The organism is Microbacterium sp. LBN7, from assembly GCF_045690345.1.
Lineage (GTDB): Bacteria > Actinomycetota > Actinomycetes > Actinomycetales > Microbacteriaceae > Microbacterium.
In genome coordinates, this window is sequence record NZ_CP147856.1 from 931,965 (window position 1) to 948,931 (window position 16,967).

16 protein-coding genes are annotated in these 16,967 nt (G+C 68.8%); 5 read left to right on the forward strand and 11 right to left on the reverse strand.

What is annotated here, in order from left to right:
• Positions 1 to 186: 186 nt before the first annotated feature.
• The 4 genes from LBN7_RS04445 to LBN7_RS04460 all read right to left on the reverse strand — a co-directional run bounded on the left by LBN7_RS04445 (position 187) and on the right by LBN7_RS04460 (position 5,630).
• A complete protein-coding gene (locus LBN7_RS04445; protein ID WP_407361067.1) occupies positions 187 to 1,845 on the reverse strand; it encodes an ABC transporter ATP-binding protein in 1,659 nt (552 codons plus the stop codon).
• 20 nt (positions 1,846 to 1,865) lie between these two features.
• Complete coding sequence (locus tag LBN7_RS04450; RefSeq protein ID WP_116634486.1) at positions 1,866 to 2,831, reverse strand: ABC transporter permease; 966 nt, start codon at positions 2,829 to 2,831, stop codon at positions 1,866 to 1,868.
• 34 nt (positions 2,832 to 2,865) lie between these two features.
• On the reverse strand, positions 2,866 to 3,870 hold the full coding sequence (locus LBN7_RS04455) for an ABC transporter permease (protein ID WP_116634769.1): 1,005 nt from the start codon (positions 3,868 to 3,870) through the stop codon (positions 2,866 to 2,868).
• A gap of 86 nt (positions 3,871 to 3,956) precedes the next feature.
• Complete coding sequence (locus LBN7_RS04460; protein ID WP_341946224.1) at positions 3,957 to 5,630, reverse strand: ABC transporter substrate-binding protein; 1,674 nt, start codon at positions 5,628 to 5,630, stop codon at positions 3,957 to 3,959.
• Positions 5,631 to 5,796: 166 nt separating this feature from the next.
• Between LBN7_RS04460 and LBN7_RS04465 the strand changes: the two genes are divergently transcribed.
• The gene (locus tag LBN7_RS04465; protein WP_116634484.1) at positions 5,797 to 6,717 is read left to right on the forward strand and encodes a sugar kinase; all 921 of its coding nucleotides are present in this window, start codon (positions 5,797 to 5,799) and stop codon (positions 6,715 to 6,717) included.
• 147 nt (positions 6,718 to 6,864) lie between these two features.
• On the opposite strand, the gene LBN7_RS04470 is transcribed toward LBN7_RS04465, so the two are convergent.
• The 6 genes from LBN7_RS04470 to LBN7_RS04495 all read right to left on the reverse strand — a co-directional run bounded on the left by LBN7_RS04470 (position 6,865) and on the right by LBN7_RS04495 (position 12,856).
• Positions 6,865 to 7,194 (reverse strand): GIY-YIG nuclease family protein, encoded by a 330-nt coding sequence (locus tag LBN7_RS04470; protein WP_407361068.1) that lies wholly within the window; start codon positions 7,192 to 7,194, stop codon positions 6,865 to 6,867.
• A gap of 166 nt (positions 7,195 to 7,360) precedes the next feature.
• Positions 7,361 to 8,227 carry a MurR/RpiR family transcriptional regulator gene (locus tag LBN7_RS04475; RefSeq protein ID WP_407361069.1) on the reverse strand — a complete coding sequence of 289 codons (867 nt, stop codon included), beginning with the start codon at positions 8,225 to 8,227 and terminating at the stop codon, positions 7,361 to 7,363.
• 14 nt (positions 8,228 to 8,241) lie between these two features.
• Positions 8,242 to 9,753, reverse strand: a complete 1,512-nt coding sequence (locus LBN7_RS04480; protein ID WP_407361070.1) for a glycoside hydrolase family 3 N-terminal domain-containing protein — start codon at positions 9,751 to 9,753, stop codon at positions 8,242 to 8,244.
• On the reverse strand, positions 9,750 to 10,583 hold the full coding sequence (locus LBN7_RS04485) for a carbohydrate ABC transporter permease (RefSeq protein WP_116634481.1): 834 nt from the start codon (positions 10,581 to 10,583) through the stop codon (positions 9,750 to 9,752). The genes LBN7_RS04480 and LBN7_RS04485 overlap by 4 nt, the downstream gene beginning before the upstream one ends.
• Positions 10,580 to 11,554, reverse strand: coding sequence for a carbohydrate ABC transporter permease (locus LBN7_RS04490; RefSeq protein WP_116634480.1), 975 nt, complete (start codon positions 11,552 to 11,554; stop codon positions 10,580 to 10,582). Before LBN7_RS04490 ends, LBN7_RS04485 begins: the two co-directional genes overlap by 4 nt.
• A 15-nt stretch (positions 11,555 to 11,569) precedes the next feature.
• A complete protein-coding gene (locus LBN7_RS04495) occupies positions 11,570 to 12,856 on the reverse strand; it encodes a sugar ABC transporter substrate-binding protein (protein WP_407361071.1) in 1,287 nt (428 codons plus the stop codon).
• Between the two features lie 179 nt (positions 12,857 to 13,035).
• On the opposite strand from LBN7_RS04495, the gene LBN7_RS04500 reads away from it, so the two are divergent.
• The 4 genes from LBN7_RS04500 (at position 13,036) to LBN7_RS04515 (ending at position 16,464) form a co-directional block, all read left to right on the forward strand.
• Positions 13,036 to 14,289 carry an LCP family protein gene (locus LBN7_RS04500; RefSeq protein ID WP_407361072.1) on the forward strand — a complete coding sequence of 418 codons (1,254 nt, stop codon included), beginning with the start codon at positions 13,036 to 13,038 and terminating at the stop codon, positions 14,287 to 14,289.
• 29 nt (positions 14,290 to 14,318) lie between these two features.
• On the forward strand, positions 14,319 to 15,179 hold the full coding sequence (locus LBN7_RS04505; RefSeq protein WP_407361073.1) for a spermidine synthase: 861 nt from the start codon (positions 14,319 to 14,321) through the stop codon (positions 15,177 to 15,179).
• 223 nt (positions 15,180 to 15,402) lie between these two features.
• Positions 15,403 to 15,930, forward strand: coding sequence for a hypothetical protein (locus LBN7_RS04510; RefSeq protein ID WP_116634476.1), 528 nt, complete (start codon positions 15,403 to 15,405; stop codon positions 15,928 to 15,930).
• Between the two features lie 45 nt (positions 15,931 to 15,975).
• Positions 15,976 to 16,464 (forward strand): SprT-like domain-containing protein, encoded by a 489-nt coding sequence (locus LBN7_RS04515; RefSeq protein ID WP_116634475.1) that lies wholly within the window; start codon positions 15,976 to 15,978, stop codon positions 16,462 to 16,464.
• Between the two features lie 24 nt (positions 16,465 to 16,488).
• Here LBN7_RS04515 and LBN7_RS04520 read toward each other — a convergent pair whose 3' ends face one another.
• On the reverse strand, positions 16,489 to 16,902 hold the full coding sequence (locus LBN7_RS04520) for a DUF3054 domain-containing protein (RefSeq protein ID WP_407361074.1): 414 nt from the start codon (positions 16,900 to 16,902) through the stop codon (positions 16,489 to 16,491).
• Positions 16,903 to 16,967: the final 65 nt, after the last annotated feature.

The following is a 16,967-nucleotide window of genomic DNA, read 5'->3' on the forward strand; positions in this document are numbered from 1 at the left end:
CAGGGCTTCTCGATTCCTTTGTCGTCAGGTGGAGTGTGCGCTCAAAGACTCAACGAATGCCGACCACCATATGAGGGCAGGGAGAAGCGAGCGCAACTACCAACTATACGTGTGATTCTGCGACATGGCAAGCTCAGTCCTTGACCAATCTCGGAAGCTGCGGTAAAAGCATCCGAGATCGGCCGGTCAGGACGCGATGTTCAGCTCGTTGCCGGGGATCGAAGCCAGCAGCTTGCGCGTGTACGGGTCGCGCGGGTTCGTGAAGATCTCCTCCGAGGAGGCCGCCTCCACGAGCTTGCCGTCCTTCATCACGCACACGTAGTCGCTGATCAGTCGCACCACCGCGAGGTCGTGCGAGATGAACAGGTAGCTCAGGCCGTACTCCCGCTGCAGCTCGCCGAGCAGCTTCAGGATCTGGTCCTGCACGAGCACGTCCAGCGCGGAGACCGGCTCGTCGCACACGATCAGATCCGGCGAGAGCGCGAGCGCCCGCGCGATCGCGACCCGCTGTCGCTGCCCGCCGGAGAGCTCCGACGGGTAGCGGCGCAGCATCGACTGCGGCAGGGCCACGTCGTCGAGGAGCTGTCGCACGCGCTTGCGCCGGTCGGCACCGCTCCCCCTCTTGTAGAAGTCCAGCGGCTCGGCGATCAGGCGCTCGATCGTGAACATCGGGTTCAGGCTCGAGTACGGATCCTGGAAGATCGGCTGCACCTGCTGGCGGAAGTTCTTCGTCTCCGCCCGGCTCAGCGACGAGATGTCCTTGCCCTCGTAGCGGATCAGCCCGCTCGTGGGCTCGATCACCTTCAGCAGCATCCGCGCGGTCGTCGTCTTGCCCGAACCGGACTCCCCCACGATCGCGACCGTCTCGCCTCGCGGGATCGCGAGCGATACGTCGTCGACGGCCACGAAGTCCTCGCCGCGACCCCTCACCGGGTAGACCTTGGTGAGGTTCTCGATCTCGACGATGTTGTCCTTCGGCTTCGCCGTCTCGGTTTCGTCCGCAGCATCCGTCCGCTCCTCGACGTGGAACGCCTCCGGCCGCAGGCGCGCGGCCGCGACCGACGGCGCCGCCGCCACGAGGGACTGGGTGTACGGATGCTGCGGAGCCTCGAGGATCTGCCGCGCAGGGCCCTGCTCCACGACCTTGCCGCGGTGCATCACGACGACCCGCTCGGCGCGCTCGGCGGCGAGACCCAGGTCGTGCGTGATGAGCAGGACCGCCGTTCCGAGCTCTCGCGTCATCGCGCCGATCTGGTCGAGGATCGTGTGCTGCACGGTGACGTCGAGCGCGCTGGTGGGCTCGTCCGCGATCAGCAGACGCGGCTTGCACGCCAGGCCGATCGCGATGAGCGCTCGCTGGCGCATGCCGCCGGAGAACTCGTGCGGATACTGCTTCGCACGACGCTCCGGGTCGGGCAGCCCCGCGGCGGTGAGCGCCTCGACGACCTTCTCCTGCACGTTCTGCCGGTTGGCGAGACCGTGGGCGAGCAGCGTCTCCGCCACCTGCGTCCCGATCTTCGCGACCGGGTTCAGGTTCGACATCGGATCCTGCGGCACGAGACCGATGTCACGACCGCGGATCATCCGCAGCTCGTTCTCCGGCGCGTGCGCGATCTCCCTGCCGTCGAGACGGATGCTGCCCGAGGCGACCTTCCCGCCGCCGGCCAGCAGGCCGATGATGGCCATCGCGGTCGTGGACTTGCCCGAGCCGGACTCCCCCACGATCGCCACGGTCTCGCCGGCGGCGATCTCGAGATCCACTCCCTCGACGGCGTGCACGACGCCGTCCATCGTGGCGAAGTCCACGGCGAGGCCCTGGACCGACAGCAGCGGTGCGGTCGACATCTGATTCTCCTTCGCGGCGTTCATCGCGCCCTCGTCCGGGGATCCATCGCCTCGCGCAGCGCCTCACCCAGCAGGGTGAAGCCGAGCGCGGTGACCGCGATGCAGATACCGGGCAGGAACGCCAGCCATGGTGCGATCGCGAGCTCCGCCTGCGCGTAGGTGAGCATGCGGCCCCACTCCGCCGTCTCGGGGCGACCGCCGCCGAGACCGAGGAACGACAGCGCGGCCGCGTCGATGACGGCGGTGGCCAGCGTCAGGGTGCCCTGCACGATGACCGGGCCGATGGCGTTCGGCAGCACGTGCGACATGGTGATCTGGCCGCGGCCGAGTCCCAGCGTCTGCGCGGACAGCACGTAGTCGCTCGACCGCTGCTGCAGCATCGAGGCGCGCAGCAGGCGCGCGAAGATCGGCACCTGGGACGCTCCGATGGCGATCATCACCGCGAACGGCGTCTGACCGAGGATGGCCGCGATCGACACGGCCAGCAGCAGGTTCGGCACCGACAGGATGATGTCGACGACGCGCATGATGACGGTGTCGACCCATCCCCCGAACGTGCCGGCGAGCAGGCCGAGCACCATGCCGCCCACCAGGCCGAGGGCCGTGGAGATCACGCCGACCAGAAGCGATGCCTGCGCTCCCCAGATGAGCTTCGAGAGCACATCGCCGCCGAAGCGGTCGAGACCGAGCGGGAACTCCGGCAGCTCACCGGGACCGGGGATGTGCGTCGGGGTGATGAACTTCGCCCCGGGCAGCGCCGTCTCCGGATAGGGAGCGAGCAGGGGTGCGAGTGCCGAGACGAGCAGGAAGGCGAGCACGATGGCCGCGCCGATCCACGCCGTCGGGTTGCGGCGGAGCCGGCGGAAGACGTCGCGCCAGAATCCTCCGGATCCGTCCTTGAGACCGGCCTGGGCGATCGCGACGGTGTCGATGACGCCGCCGCTCTCCGCCGACGGTCCCTGTGCGGGTGGGAGTGCGACGCTCATGATGCGGCCTCCGTGCGGACGATGGTGAGGGACATCACTGCACTCTCACTCTCGGATCGATGAAGCTGTAGGAGACATCCACCGCCAGGTTGATCAGCGCGTACGCGATCGCGATGAAGATGATGAATCCCTGGAGCACGGGGAAGTCCCGCGTGAAGATCGCTCTCGCGAGGAACGAGCCGATCCCGGGGAAGGCGAACACGGTCTCGGTGAGCACCGCGCCCGAGATGAGCAGACCGGTCTGGAGGCCGATCGTCGTGATCACCGGGAGCATCGCGTTGCGCAGGATGAAGCGGCTGCGCAGCGTCGACGACCCCACGCCCTTCGCCCGACCGGTGCGCACGTAGTCCGCGTTCTGCACCTCCAGGACGCTGGCCCTGGTGATGCGGACGATGATGGCGAGCGGGATCGTGCCGAGAGCGAGCGCCGGCAGGATGAGATGCAGGATCGCATCCCAGGACGCGTCGAACTCGCCGGTGATGAGGCCGTCCCACACGTAGAAGCCCGTGGGATGGGTGGCGTCTATTCGCGGATCCTGTCTGCCGTCGGACGGCAGCCAGCCCAGCTGCACCGCGAAGACGTACTTCAGGATGAAGGCCAGGAAGAACACCGGGATGGTGATGCCGACGAGGCTCAGCACGACGGACGCGTGGTCCGTGAGCTTGCCGTGGCGGCGCGCGGCCCAGTAGCCGAGCGGGATGCCGACGCCGACGGCGAAGATGAGGGCCATGACGCTCAGCTCGAGCGTCGCAGGGAAGCGGCGGAAGAACTCCTCCACCACGGGACGGTTGGTCTGGATCGACGTGCCGAAGTCTCCCTGGAGGAGGCGTCCGATCCAGATGAAGTACTGCTCGAGCAGCGGCCTGTCGAAGCCGTAGAGCTCGTTGACTCTGGCGATGGCGTCGGGAGTCGCCTTCTCACCGAGAAGAGCGACGGCGGGGCCGCCGGGGAGGGCCCTGACCCAGGCGAACAGCAGGATGCTGAGCCCGAACAGGGTGGGGATGAGGAACAGCAGTCGCCTGCCGATGGTGCGCAGCAAAGAGATCTCCGATGATCGGAAGGTACGCCGTGTTCCGGTTCTCGCGATGCGCGAGAACCGGAACACGGCTCCTCAGATGGTCAGACCTACTTGGTGAGGACGATGTCGGTGAAGACCTCGTCGTTCACGGGGCTGGCCGGGTAGCTCTTCACGCGCGGGTCGAACGCCAGGGTCGGCGCCGGGTGCGCGAGCGGGACACCGGGGATGAACTGCGCGACATCCTCGTTGATCTGCTCGTAGAGCGGGGTCTGCTCGTCGAGGCTGGAGACACCGCGTGCCTCGGCCAGCTTCTGGAACAGCTCCGGGTTGTTGAAGCCCCACTCGGAGCTCTCCTGACCGAAGAAGACGCCGACGAAGTTGTCGGTGTCGTTGTAGTCACCGGTCCAGCCGAGCAGGTGGATGCCGTGGTCCGGCGTTCCGGTGGTGCGGTCGAGGTACTCGACCCACTCCTCCGAGACCGGGGTGGTCTCGACGCCGACCTCAGCGAGCTGCGAGGACAGCACGGTGAAGATCTGCTCGGGGTCCGGCATGTAGGGGCGCGACACGTTGACCGGGTAGTTGAAGTCCAGCTTCAGCGGGTTGGCCTCGGTGTAGCCCGCCTCGGCGAGAAGCGACTTGGCCTTCTCCGGGTCGAACTCGTAGGTCGTGACGTCGGGGTTGTAGCCGTTGACGACCTCGGGAACGAACTCGATCGCCTTCTTGGTACCCTCCGGGAGGACCTGGCTGATCAGCGCATCCTTGTCGATCGCGTACGACAGCGCCTCACGGACCTTGGGGTCCTGGAGCGCCGGCACGGCCTGGTTGAACGCCAGGTACAGGATCGTGAACGGCGGGCGCGACACCATGGTGAAGCCGTCGTCCTCGAGTGCCTTGGTGTCGGCGGGGCCGACGAGGTCGTAGCCATCGATCGAACCGGACTCCAGCGCCTGGCGGCGGGCGGTCGGGTCGTCGATGGTGCGGAAGATGATCTCGTCGACCTGCCCGGCGTCGCCCCAGTAGTCGCCATAGGCCTTCAGGGTGACCTGCTCACCCGGCGCCCACTCGTCGAACTGGTAGGGGCCGGTGCCGACCGGGTGCCCCATGGCGTACTCGGAGAGCTGCGGGGCCTCGGCCGAGCCGCCGACCTCGTCTGCACCGAACTCGGCGAGCGCCGACGGGCTCTGCATGCCGAACGACGGCAGCGACAGCGAGGCGACGAAGCCGGCGAACGGCTTGTTCAGCTCGATCGTGACCTTGCCCTCGCCGTCCGGGGTGCAGGACTTGTAGACCGCTTCCTCGGGGTTGGACGAATAGCCCTTGAAGAGCTTGTTGTAGTAGTACCCGAACGCCTCGGACGCGGCCAGACCGGTCCAGTTGTACCAGCGGTCGAAGTTGAAGCACACGGCCTCGGCGTTGAACGGCGTACCGTCGTGGAAGGTCACGCCCTCCTTGAGGGTGAAGGTGTGGGACATGCCGTCCTCGGACGACTCCCACGACTCGGCGAGGAGCGGTGCGGGGTCTGCGGTGCCGGGCTCCGTGCCCACGAGGCCCTCGAAGATCTGGCGGGAGACGCGGAAGGTCTCGCCGTCCTGAGCGAACGCGGGGTCGAGGCTGGCCGGATCGGACGATGCCGCGAAGACGAACGTGCCGTCGACATCTCCGGATCCTTCTCCACCGTCGTCTCCCCGCTCGCTGGCGACGCATCCCGCCAGGACGAGAGCGGCGAGCGCTGCTCCGGTGACGGCGATGAGACCTCGCCGACGTGTGACTGTGTGGTGCATTCTGTGACCTTCCCTGTAGGGCGCTTCTGCACGTTCCGGGGCCTCTTCGCCCCGGACACGGTGATTCCTCGACGCTACCCAGTGAATTCTCAGATACCAAACACCCGCATGTTGCGATCCGGTATCGACATCTCGCGACTGGGTGTCATCCGGTAGTGTCCACATCGTGCCCGACTCCTCCCCTCTCGTCGTCTGCTTCGGTGAGGGCATGGTCTCCCTCGTCCCCGCCCTCGCGGCCCCGCTCGAGGACAACCGCACCTTCCACCGCTCGCTCGCGGGCGCGGAGTGGAACACCGCGATCGCGCTGGCATCGGCCGGCATCCGCACCGCTGTGGTCTCACGCGTGGGCGATGACGGGTTCGGGCGATTCCTGACGGCGGAGCTGCGTCGACACGGCGTCGACGACTCCGCGGTGGAGATCGATCCGGATGCTCCGACCGGACTCTACGTGAAGGAGCTCGCGCCCCGCCCGGACGGCGCCGTGGACGGGACGATGCACTACTACCGCGCGGGGTCCGCCGCGGCAGACCTGTCGCCCCAGACGCTGGAATCGCCCGCGGCATCCGCTCTCCTCGCCGAGGCGGCGCTCGTGCACACGTCCGGGATCACCCCGGCCCTCTCGCCGTCGGCCCGTGCCGCGCAGGAGTCGCTGTTCGCGGATCGTCGCCCCGATCGACTGCTCAGCTTCGACGTGAACTGGCGTCCGGCGCTGTGGCGCGCCCGCGAGGAGGAGGGCAGGGCGCTGATCAGCGAGTTCGCCCGCCGGTCCGATGTCGTGTTCTGCTCGCGCCCCGACGCCGAGGCCGTGTTCGGGGCCGGCGATCCGGATCGGCTGCGCGCACTGTTCCCGCAGCCCCGGTACCTCCTGGTCACGGATGCGAACGGCGCGGTGGCGTTCGACGGCGCCGAACGCGCCGAGAGCTCCGCACTGGAGGTACCGGTCGTGGAGACCATCGGTGCCGGAGACGCCTTCGCCGCCGGCTTCCTCGCCGGGGTGCTGACCGGTCTCTCGCTCGCGGGGAGCCTCGCGCGAGGCCACCGCATCGCCACGCGCGCTCTCGCCAGCACCCGCGACCACGTCGACTGACCCGCCGTCGACCGGTCGTTGAGCGAGCGCCAGCGAGACGAAACGCCCACCGCCCGCCTCATCGCGTTTCGTCTCGTCGCCGGCGCTCCTCGCTCAACGACCGGAAGGTCTCGGTCGTTGAGCGAGCGCCAGCGAGACGAAACGCCCTCAACGACCGGGCGGATCACCGGCTCGGGTCCGGGCGCTCCAGCCGATGACGGCATCCAGTCCACCCTCGATGAAGGCGGCGCGCTTCGCGTGGCTCCAACCCTGCAGTCGCTTCTCCCAGGCGAAGGCTTCGTCGATGCGATCGAATGCGTCGCTCCACGCGAGATGCACCGGTAGACGTCGCTTCGTGTACGCGCTCCCCATGCCCTGCTGGTGTTGGATGACCCGCCGATCGAGATCGCGCGTGCTTCCGACGTAGAAGGTCCCGTCGGAGCAGCGGAGGATGTACACGTAGCCCATGCCGGTGAGGATACGAGCGGATGCCGACACTGGCGGCTCCGCGAGGAAACTGCGTTTCGTCTCGTCGCTGGCGCTCCTCGCTCAACGACCGAGACGGGGCACGTTTCGTCTCGTCGCTGGCGCTCCTCGCTCAACGACCGAGACGGGGCACGTTTCGTCTCGTCGCCGACGCTCCTCGCTCGACGCCCGGGATCTGTCAGCGACGGCGGCGCGGGGCTGCGGCGTCGTGCGTGAGCTGGAGAGACACGGCGACGGGCTCGCCGCGGTGCTGCACCACCCGTACGAACAGCACATCGACGAGCGCGAGCTGGGCGATGCGGCTCGACATCGCCGCCATCCGGAACGGCGACTCGTGCGCATGGGTGAGCAGCACCACGTCGGCGACCTGGGCGAGGGTCGAGTCGGCCACGCTCGTGACGGCGACGACGAGCGCGCCCGCGTCTCGCGCGACCTCGAGGGCCCGCACCGTCTCCAGGGTCTCCCCGCCGTGGGAGAACGCGATGGCCACGTCGTCGCTCGTACGCAGCGACGCCGTCGTCACGGCGAGATGCGGGTCGGGCGAATGCGACACCGAGCAGCCGATGCGGGACAGCTTCAACTGCAGATCCTGCGCGGTCAGGGACGAGGCGGCCTGCCCGAAGAGGTCGATGTGCCGGGCCGCCACCACGGCCCTCGCGACGCGATCGATTGCGGCCGCATCGATCGCCAGCGCGGTCTTCTCGATCGCGTCGATCTCCATCGCGGCGAGCTTCGCGGCGATGGCGGGAGGCTCGTCCTCGGGGTCGATCGTCGTGCTGTCGAGCCCGAACCGCGCCTGCTGAGCCTGCGCGAGCGTGACGGTGCGCGCGACGGCGACCCGCAGCTCGCGATACCCGCTGTAGCCCAGCGTCTGCGCGAAGCGCGCGACCGTCGACAGCGACGTGCGGCAGAGCTTCGCGAGATCGTTGATCGCGAGGTCGATCACGAGCGTCGGGTCGCCCAGGATGGTCTCCGCGACGCGCGCCTCGGCCGCGCTCAGCCTCGGCAGCGAGCGTCGCACCAGTGCGAGAACGTCGGCGTCCATCGGCGGATCCCGCCTCAACCGGCGGCGTCGACCCTCTCGGGCGGGGCGGAGCGACCCAGCAGGGTCTCCCTGGCGACCTGGGCGCCGAGTCGACTGGCCGCCGCGACCTCGACGGTCGGCAGAGGCAGCGGATGCCGAGCGGGCAGGCCGACGTTCACGACGACCGCCTGCGGGTCGCGGACCGCCGCACGTTCCACGAGCGCGCGCTGCGCGGCATCCGCGTCGGGCCGATCGATCAGGACCACGGTGGTCCCGGCCGCCGTGGCGGCCTCGTCGAGGACTCGGTCCTGCTCGGCCACCGGATTGCTCGCGACGTCGAGCCGCACGCGGAAGCCGTCCGCGGCGAGCGCGTTCGAGACGTAGCCCGCGGCGCTGTCGACCGCCAGCGACGATCGGCGCCGCGCGTCGATCACCGCGAGTCCGGATGCCGCCGCCGGGGCGTCACCTGTGAACGAGACGACGCGACGGACGATCTCGGCCGCGTCGAACTCCTCGGTCGTCTCGTGCTGCCCGTCCGCGGCGATCCGGAGCCGTGCAGCGAGCACGGCGACCCGCCGAGCGGCCTCTTCGACCCGCTCCCGTGAGAGCGATCCGTCGCGCAGGGCGTCGACGATCCCGTCGCGGGCGGCGAGGAAGTCGCGTCGGTCCTGGTCGGGGAACGCGGCCGCGCCGGGGTTGGTCGGATTGCCGATGCAGAGGAGGTCCGCGCCGGCGGCGAGCGCGAGAGCCGCCCCGCCTCCGATGCCGACGGTCTCGCGGATGGCGGCCATGTCGAGCGCATCGGTGATGATCACGCCGTCGAAGCCCCACTCGCGCAGCATCCCCAGGACTCGGGGATTCAGGGTCGCCGGCGCCTCGCCCCAGGCGGGGACGACGATGTGCGCCGTCATGACGGCATCCACTCCGGCGTCGATCGCGGCACGGAAGGGCTCCAAGTGCACGCGCTCGAACTCCTCGATGTCGAGGGAGATCTCGGGCAGCGCATGATGCGAGTCGACGTGCGTGTCGCCGTGACCCGGGAAGTGCTTGACGCACGCGGCGACCGCGCCGTCCTGGATGCCGTCGACCGTCGCGACGACGTGCCGGGAGACCAGGTCCTCATCGGCCCCGAACGCGCGCACGCCGATGACCGGATTGCTGGGGTCGGTGTTGACGTCGGCGACCGGCCCGAGGATCACGTTCGCGCCGACGGCACGCACGCGCCGAGCGAGCTCGGCGCCGGTCCGCTCGGTGGCGACGAGATCGTCGAGCAGGCCCAGCTGCGCGGCACCGGGGACGGTCGAACCGGAGGCGGACTCCAGCCGGGTGACGCTTCCGCCCTCCTCGTCGATGCCGATCAGGGCATCGGGGTTGGCGGCGAGGATCTCGTCGCTCAGGTCTGCGAGCCCGTCGCCGACGTTCTGCCCGAAGTAGACCACTCCGGCGAGACCGTCGCGCAGCTCGTCGAGGAGCCAGGACGGCGCCTCCGTCCCGAGGAACCCGGGCCAGAGCACACCGTTGGCGAGACGTTCGAGTTCGATGCTCATCCCTTCACCGCTCCCGCGACCATGCCGGAGGCGAGGCGGCGCTGAACGATCACGAAGAAGATCATGACAGGAACCGTGATGATCGTCGAGGCGGCCATGATGCTGCCCCAGTCGTTCGAGAACAGTCCGAAGAAGGACTTCAAGCCGATCGAGACGGTGTACTGGTCGGTCTCGGCGCCGAGGATCGTCATCGCGAAGATGAACTCGTTCCAGGCCGTGATGAAGCTGAAGATGCTGGTCGCGACGAGGCCGGGCATGACCAGCGGCAGCAGGATCGAGCGGAACATGCGCCACCAGCTCGCGCCGTCGATGTACGCGGCCTCCTCGAGCTCGACGGGGACGGCGGCGACGAAGCCGCGCAGCATCCAGATGCCGAACGCGAGCGACAGGGCGATGTAGACGATCATCAGGCCGAGGATGCTGTTCAGCAGTCCGAGGCTCTTCACCTGGAGGAACAGCGGGATCACGAGGGCCTCGAGCGGCACCATCTGCACGACGAGGATCATCATGAGGACGGTGGTGCGGAACTTGAAGCGGAAGCGCGCGACGGCGACCGCCGCCAGCAGGCAGACGAGGGCGCTGACGAGGACCGTCACGAGCGCGACGATCGCGGAGTTGCGCAGGAAGGTTCCGAAGCCGCCCTCGTTGAGCACGAACGCGAAGTTGTCGAAAGTGAACTCCTGCGGGAGCAGCGACTGCCCACCGCTGGACGCCTTCTTGTCGAAGGCGCTCGACACCATCCAGTAGACCGGGAACAGCGTGAAGATCAGGACCGCGGCGACCGCGATGCCGAGTCCGATGCGGGACCGGAGCGAAGCGCGGGGATTCACAGCTCGTCCTCCTTCATGAGGGAGCGGATGTAGACGATCGTGATGCCGATCAGGACGAGCGTCAGCAGCACCGCGAGAGCGGCGCCGAAGCCGTACCGGTTCTGGCCGAACGACTCGACATACGACCAGACGCCGAGGTTGAGCACGGAGCGGTTGCCTCCGCTGCCGCCGGGCATCAGATAGACCTGCGCGAACACCTTGAAGTCCCAGATGGTCGACAGGATGATCACGACCGAGAACACCGGCTTGAGCGTCGGGAAGATGATCTTCCAGAAGCGGCGCCAGGCGCCGGCGCCGTCGAGGGCCGCCGCCTCGAGCATCTCCTTCGAGACGCCGAGGAGACCGGCGAGCACCGTGATCGCGACGAACGGGAATCCGTGGTGCACGACGTTGAGGAGAACGATGGCATAGAACGACCACTGGTTCGTGAACCAGTTGACCGAGCCGTCCATGAGACCCAGGTCCTTGAGCACGGTGTTGAAGATGCCGCGGTCGGCATCGAAGATGAAGGTCCAGACATAGGTGCCGGTCACGGCGGGCATCGCCCACGCGACCATGATGCAGCTCGACACGATGACGCGCCACGTGGTGCCGAGGCGGGCGAGCAGCAGGGCGACGAGCGTGCCGACCGCCACGGTGACGAAGACGGCGACGGCCGCGAAGCCGACCGTGTTCGGCAGCACCACCGTCCAGAGCGTCGGGTTGGTGAGCGCCTCGGCGTAGTTCTCGAGGCCGATCCAGTTGTTCTCGCCCGTGTTGATCTCGCGCAGGCCGTAGTCCTGCAGAGAGTAGATGACGACCTGGACGAGCGGCCAGAGCATGAGCACCGCGAGGATGATCAGCCCGGGGGCGAGGAGGAGCCAGGGGCGGGCCTTGAGGAGCGAGACGCCCCGCTTCGGCCGGCCGCCGACCACGGAGGCGGAGGTGGACTCCGCCTTCGTGGTCGGCAGTGGCGCTTGCACCATCGACATGGAAGGGATGCTTCCTTACTGGTTGAGCAGTTCGGTCATCTCGGCGGCGGCGTCCTTCGTCGCGGTCGCGACGTCCTTCTGCCCGCTGAGGATGGCCTGGATCATGGCGTTGGTCGTCTTCTTCGCCTGGACGGCTCCGAAGTTCGGCGTGACCGGGACGGATGCTCCGCCGTCGACCATCTGCTCGGCGAACGGCGCGACGAGCGGGTCGGTCGAGGCCAGGGCCTCCTCCATGGCCGACTGGACGCCCGGGAAGTAGCCGGTCTCGTTGGACCACTGCTCGGCGAACTCGCCGGTGGTCATGAGCTTGACGAACTCCCACGCGAGGTCGGCGTTCTTCGTGGTGTTGAACACGGAGAGGTGCGACCCGCCGAGCACGGACGGAGCGATGCCGCCGTCTTCGCCGGGGATGACCGCCGCGCCGATCTTGCCCTCGAGGTCGGGGTTCGCCTCGATGAGCGCCTTCGGGGTCCACGAGCCCGAGAGCATCATGGCGACGTTGCCCTGCGTGAACGCGTCGCGGAGGTCGGTCTCCTTCCAGGTGGTGGCACCGGCCGACGAGAAGCCGTGCTGCGTCGCGAGACCCGTGTAGAACTCGATGCCGGCCTGCGACTCCTTGCTGTCGAGCTCGCTGGTCCACTCGCCGCCGTCCTGCGTGGCGATCTCTCCGCCTGCGCCCCAGACCCAGGGGTAGACCTGGAACTCGGCGTCGCCGGCGACGGGGAACGGGAGCATCTCGGGCTTCGCGGCCTTGATGGCCTCGCCTGCGGTGACGATGTCGTCCCACGTCTTCGGAGCCTCGAGACCGAGCTCCTCGAACACGTCGGTGCGGTAGACGATCGAGCGGACGCCCGCGTACCACGGCATGCCGTAGAGCGCATCGTCGTAGGTGCCGGCGACCGCGAGACCCTCGACGAGGTCGTCGCGCAGACCCTTCTCCGCGTCGACGTACTCGTCGAGCGGCTCGAGCGCGCCGGCGTCGGCGAACTCGGCCGTCCAGGTGGTGCCGGTCTCGGCGATGTCGGGGGTGGTGCCGCCGGCGATGGAGGTCACGAAGCGATCGTGGGCGTCGGCCCACTGGATCTCCTCGATCGTCACCGTCGCGCCGGTCTCCTCTTCGAAGGCCTCGGAGACCTTGTCGTAGAAGGCGGTCGCGTCGGGGTTGGTGCCCTTCATGATCCAGACGGTGAGCTCCTGGCCCTCTCCGTCGGTGCCGCTCTCGGTGGCACCGCCGGCGCAGGCCGCCAGGCCGAGCGTGGCCGCGGCGCCCAGCGCCACGACCGGAAGAATGCGCTTGTGCATCAGGGGATCTCCTCTTCGAAATTTCTCCTGGCGGGCATCGGGTGCTCACCGGATAGGAAAAAGTATCCACGACTAACTAATTCGCTGCAAGTTACTCTCACAATCGTCACGCGCCCGTAACATCGGGCTTCCCTGCACCTTCTCGGCTGGTCGTGCACTGCCGTGGGTATGCTCACCGGATGCCCAGACGCTCCCGAGACGACGACCGATCCACCGCCGCTCGCCACGCGGACACGCGCACACGCGGCGCCGCCCCGCGGTTCCTGAAGATCACCGGCATCGTGCTGGCGATCGTCCTCACGTCGGCGCTCGCCGTCGTCGCATTCGTCGTCGTGGACCTCGTCAACCGCATGGGCGACGGCGCCGTGACCCTGGAGGATGCCCCCGAGGTCGAGCCGCCGACGATCGACGCCTACCCCGGTGAGTTCAGCATGCTCATCATCGGCACCGACGAGTGCGGCGAGGTCTCGACCGGCCTGCTCGGCGAGCGCTGCTCGGAAGCGGACGGGGGCGTGCTCAACGACGTCAACCTGCTCGTGCATGTCTCCGCCGAGCCGCGGAACGTCACCGTCGTGTCCTTCCCCCGCGACCTCATGATGTCGACGCCGGAGTGCACCCTGGCGGATGGATCGGTCGCCTCGGCCACCGACTACTCCGCCATCAACGAGATCTACCAGCGCGCCGGCCTCTCCTGCGTCGCGAAGAGCGTCACCGATCTGACCGGCATCGAGATCCCCTTCGCGGCCAAGATCGGTTTCGACGGCGTGATGGAGGTCACCGATGCGATCGGGGGCGTCGAGGTCTGCATCGGCGGCGAAGGCATCCGCGATGAGCAGACCGGCATCGACTGGCCCGCCGGCATGCGCTCGGTGTCCGGCATCGAGGCGCTGCAGTTCATCCGCACGCGACACGGTGTCGGCGACGGCAGCGATCTCGCCCGCATCTCCAACCAGCAGCAGTACATGTCGCGACTGGTCCAGAAGATCATGAGCGACGAGGTCCTCACCGACCCGGCGAAGCTGCTCGGCCTCGCCAACACCGTGGTCGACAACATCGAGCCGAGCGATGAGCTCTCCAACCCGATCCGCCTGGCCCAGCTGGCCCTCTCGGTCAAGGACGTGCCCTTCTCGGACTTCGCGTTCCTGCAGTATCCGGTGTTCGTGGACCCGGATGACGAGGACAGACGAGTGCCCGACTACGACGCGGCCGAGACCATCTGGGCCGCGCTGCGCGCCGGACAGGCCGTGCAGATCACGGGCGACGTGACGACCAATGAGGGCGTCGAGCTCGTGGATCCGGCGCCCGGGACCGAGGAGACTCCGGAGGGCGAGACACCCTCGACCGACGCCCCGGCCACCCGCGCCCCGCTCGCCCCGAGCGTCTCGGGCCAGACCGCGGATCAGGAGACCTGCGCGAACGGCAGGCAGAACTGACCGCAGCGCCCGGGCGTAGGCTCGTGCGCATGGGACGGATGCGAACGCGGGACACCGAGCACCCCCAGGCCCGCCTCGATCACGGCGGAATCGCCCGCATCGTGCCGAGCGAGTTCACCACCGGATTCGAGCTCGTCGTCGACGAGACTCCGCAGTCGCATGTCGATCTGGACGACCCCACCCACCTGCACTTCGAGTACATCGTGCGCATGGGCGCGGTGATCGATCAGCTGCCTCCCGGCCCTCTCACCGCGGTGCACCTCGGCGCGGGAGCGCTGACGATCCCCCGCTACATCGATGCCACGCGTCCCGGTTCGCGACAGCAGGTGATCGAGCTCGAGGCGCCGCTCGCGCAGCTCGTCCGAGAGCATCTGCCTCTCCCGAAGGCCGCCGGCATCCGCATCCGCATCGGCGACGCACGGGAAGGGGTCCGCCGACTCCCCGCCGCCCTGCAGGAGAACTGCGACCTCGTCGTCTCCGATGTCTACTCCGGCGCGCAGACGCCTGCGCACCTCACCAGCATCGAGTTCTACCGCGAGCTCGCCGCACTCCTCGCTCCGGCCGGTGTGCTGCTGGTGAACGTCGCGGACGGGCCGGGCCTCGCGTTCGCCCGGCGTCAGGCCGCCACGATCGCCGAGGTGCTCCCCGAGATCGGCATCCTCGCCGACACGCAGGTGCTGAAGGGGCGGCGATTCGGGAACCTCGTGATCGCGGCATCCGCTGCTCCGCTCCCGACCGAGTGGCTTCCGCGGATGCTGGCGGCCGGTCCGCATCCCGCGAAGATCGCTCAGGGCGCCGAAGTCGACGCCTTCGTGCAGGGCGCGCGCGTGGTCACGGATGCCGACGCCGTGGCATCCCCGCGCCCTGACGCGTCGCTCTTCCTGCGCTGAGCGCCCACCGGTGCCGCCGCGTGGATCGGCGGCGTCCCGATCTGCGGATGGTGGCACGATCTGCGGATGTTCTCGCCCGGAACGTCCGCGAATCGGGACAGGCTCCGCAGATCGCGCCCGAGAAGGTCATCCCGGAGAGCGGATGCCGACGTGCGGGGCGCGCCGCCCCGGGGAGCGCGCGACCGCCAGGCAGACTGAACGGGGACGCTGCGGAAGGAGAGCAATGAGTTTGATCCAGGGATACGACCAGGAGACCCTCCGCGAGCTGGTCGATCTCGACGAGTGCGCGGTGCGCCTCGCGGAGATCGAATCGCAGCGCAGCCTCCCCGCGCTGCTCGAGCGCGTGTGGCTGCTGAAGGTGCTCGATCGGCTCGACGAGGCACTGCGACTGGCCGACGAGACGGTGCGACAGGCGCGCATGGCGGGCACCCGGAAGGACGTGCTGCGTGCGCGGGTGCTGCACGCGACGATCCTCCAGTACCGGGGCGCGTACGCCGCCGCCGAGCAGGAGCTGGCGACCTGCGCCGATGAGGCGGAGGGTCAGCGCTGGGTGTCGATCGCGGCGTTCGCGCATCACCACCACGGCAAGAACGCCTATGACGCGGAAGACTACGAGACGGCTCGCGAGAGCTTCAAGCGCTCGCTGTTCCTGCGGCGGGAGTCCGGCGCGGAGGATCGCGATCTGGAGACCGCGCTGCTCGCGATCGAGGCGGCCGAGCGGCGCCGCTCCACGCAGCTCGTCGCGGGCTGAGCAGGCCTCGGCCGCGATGTCCGCGGCATGGCTTACCCTGGGCGCATGGCCGAACTTGACCGTGTGCGCATCTGGGGCGAGGCACTGATCAGGCTGCATCTGGATGACAGCTGGTCCTTCGGCTTCGACAACGCCAAGCGCCGTGCCGGACTGTGCGATTACACGAAGAAGCGCATCACCGTGTCGCGGTATCTCGCCGCCCGCTTCGAGGACGACGAGATCCATCAGGTGCTTCTGCACGAGGTCGCGCATGCCCTCGCCGGGCACACCGCGGCGCACGGCCCGGCCTGGAAGGGCGTCGCACGCGACCTCGGCTATGTCGGGGGCACCACGCACCGCGGCGAGACCGCCGTCGAGCTCGCCCCGTGGGTCGGCCGCTGCCCGGCCGGACACGTCACGTATCGCCACCGTCGCCCGACGAGAGCGACCTCGTGCGCGCGGTGCTCGCGCACGTTCGACCCTCGGCACGTGTTCTCCTGGACGCGCCGCGAGATCACGACCGACGCACGCCTGTCCGCCCAGATGCCGCGCTGACCGCGCTGCTCCTCCGAGAGCCGGTCAGTCGATCGGCTCGGCGGGGTCGTCGGCCACGGCCGCGTCACCGGTGGGCTGAGAGCCGCGGACGCGCCGCACGAGCGCCGCGATCCCGCGCCAGCCGACGAGGAAGACGCCGAGCACGATCGTCGCGACGATGATGAACGGCACCTCCGCGGTGTCGCCGGCGAGGACGCGCACGAGCATCCCGCCCGCGACCGTCACCACCCAGACGACCGCACCCCACATCAGGGACCACGGTCGGCGAGGCCTGCCCGGCAGCAGTGCGCCCGCGAGGTGCCCGATCACCAGAGCGACCAGGAACGGCCAGGCCGTCAGCAGGAATCCCGCCGGGTCCTCCTGATGCGACGCACGACCGATCGCGGCGAAGATCAGCACGAAGAGGGCGTCGACGATGACTGCAGGGAGGAACCTCATGCCACGACCCTACGTGTCGACCGCTGAGGCCGCGCGCGCCCCGCGGCCCGGGGCGGAGATCACCC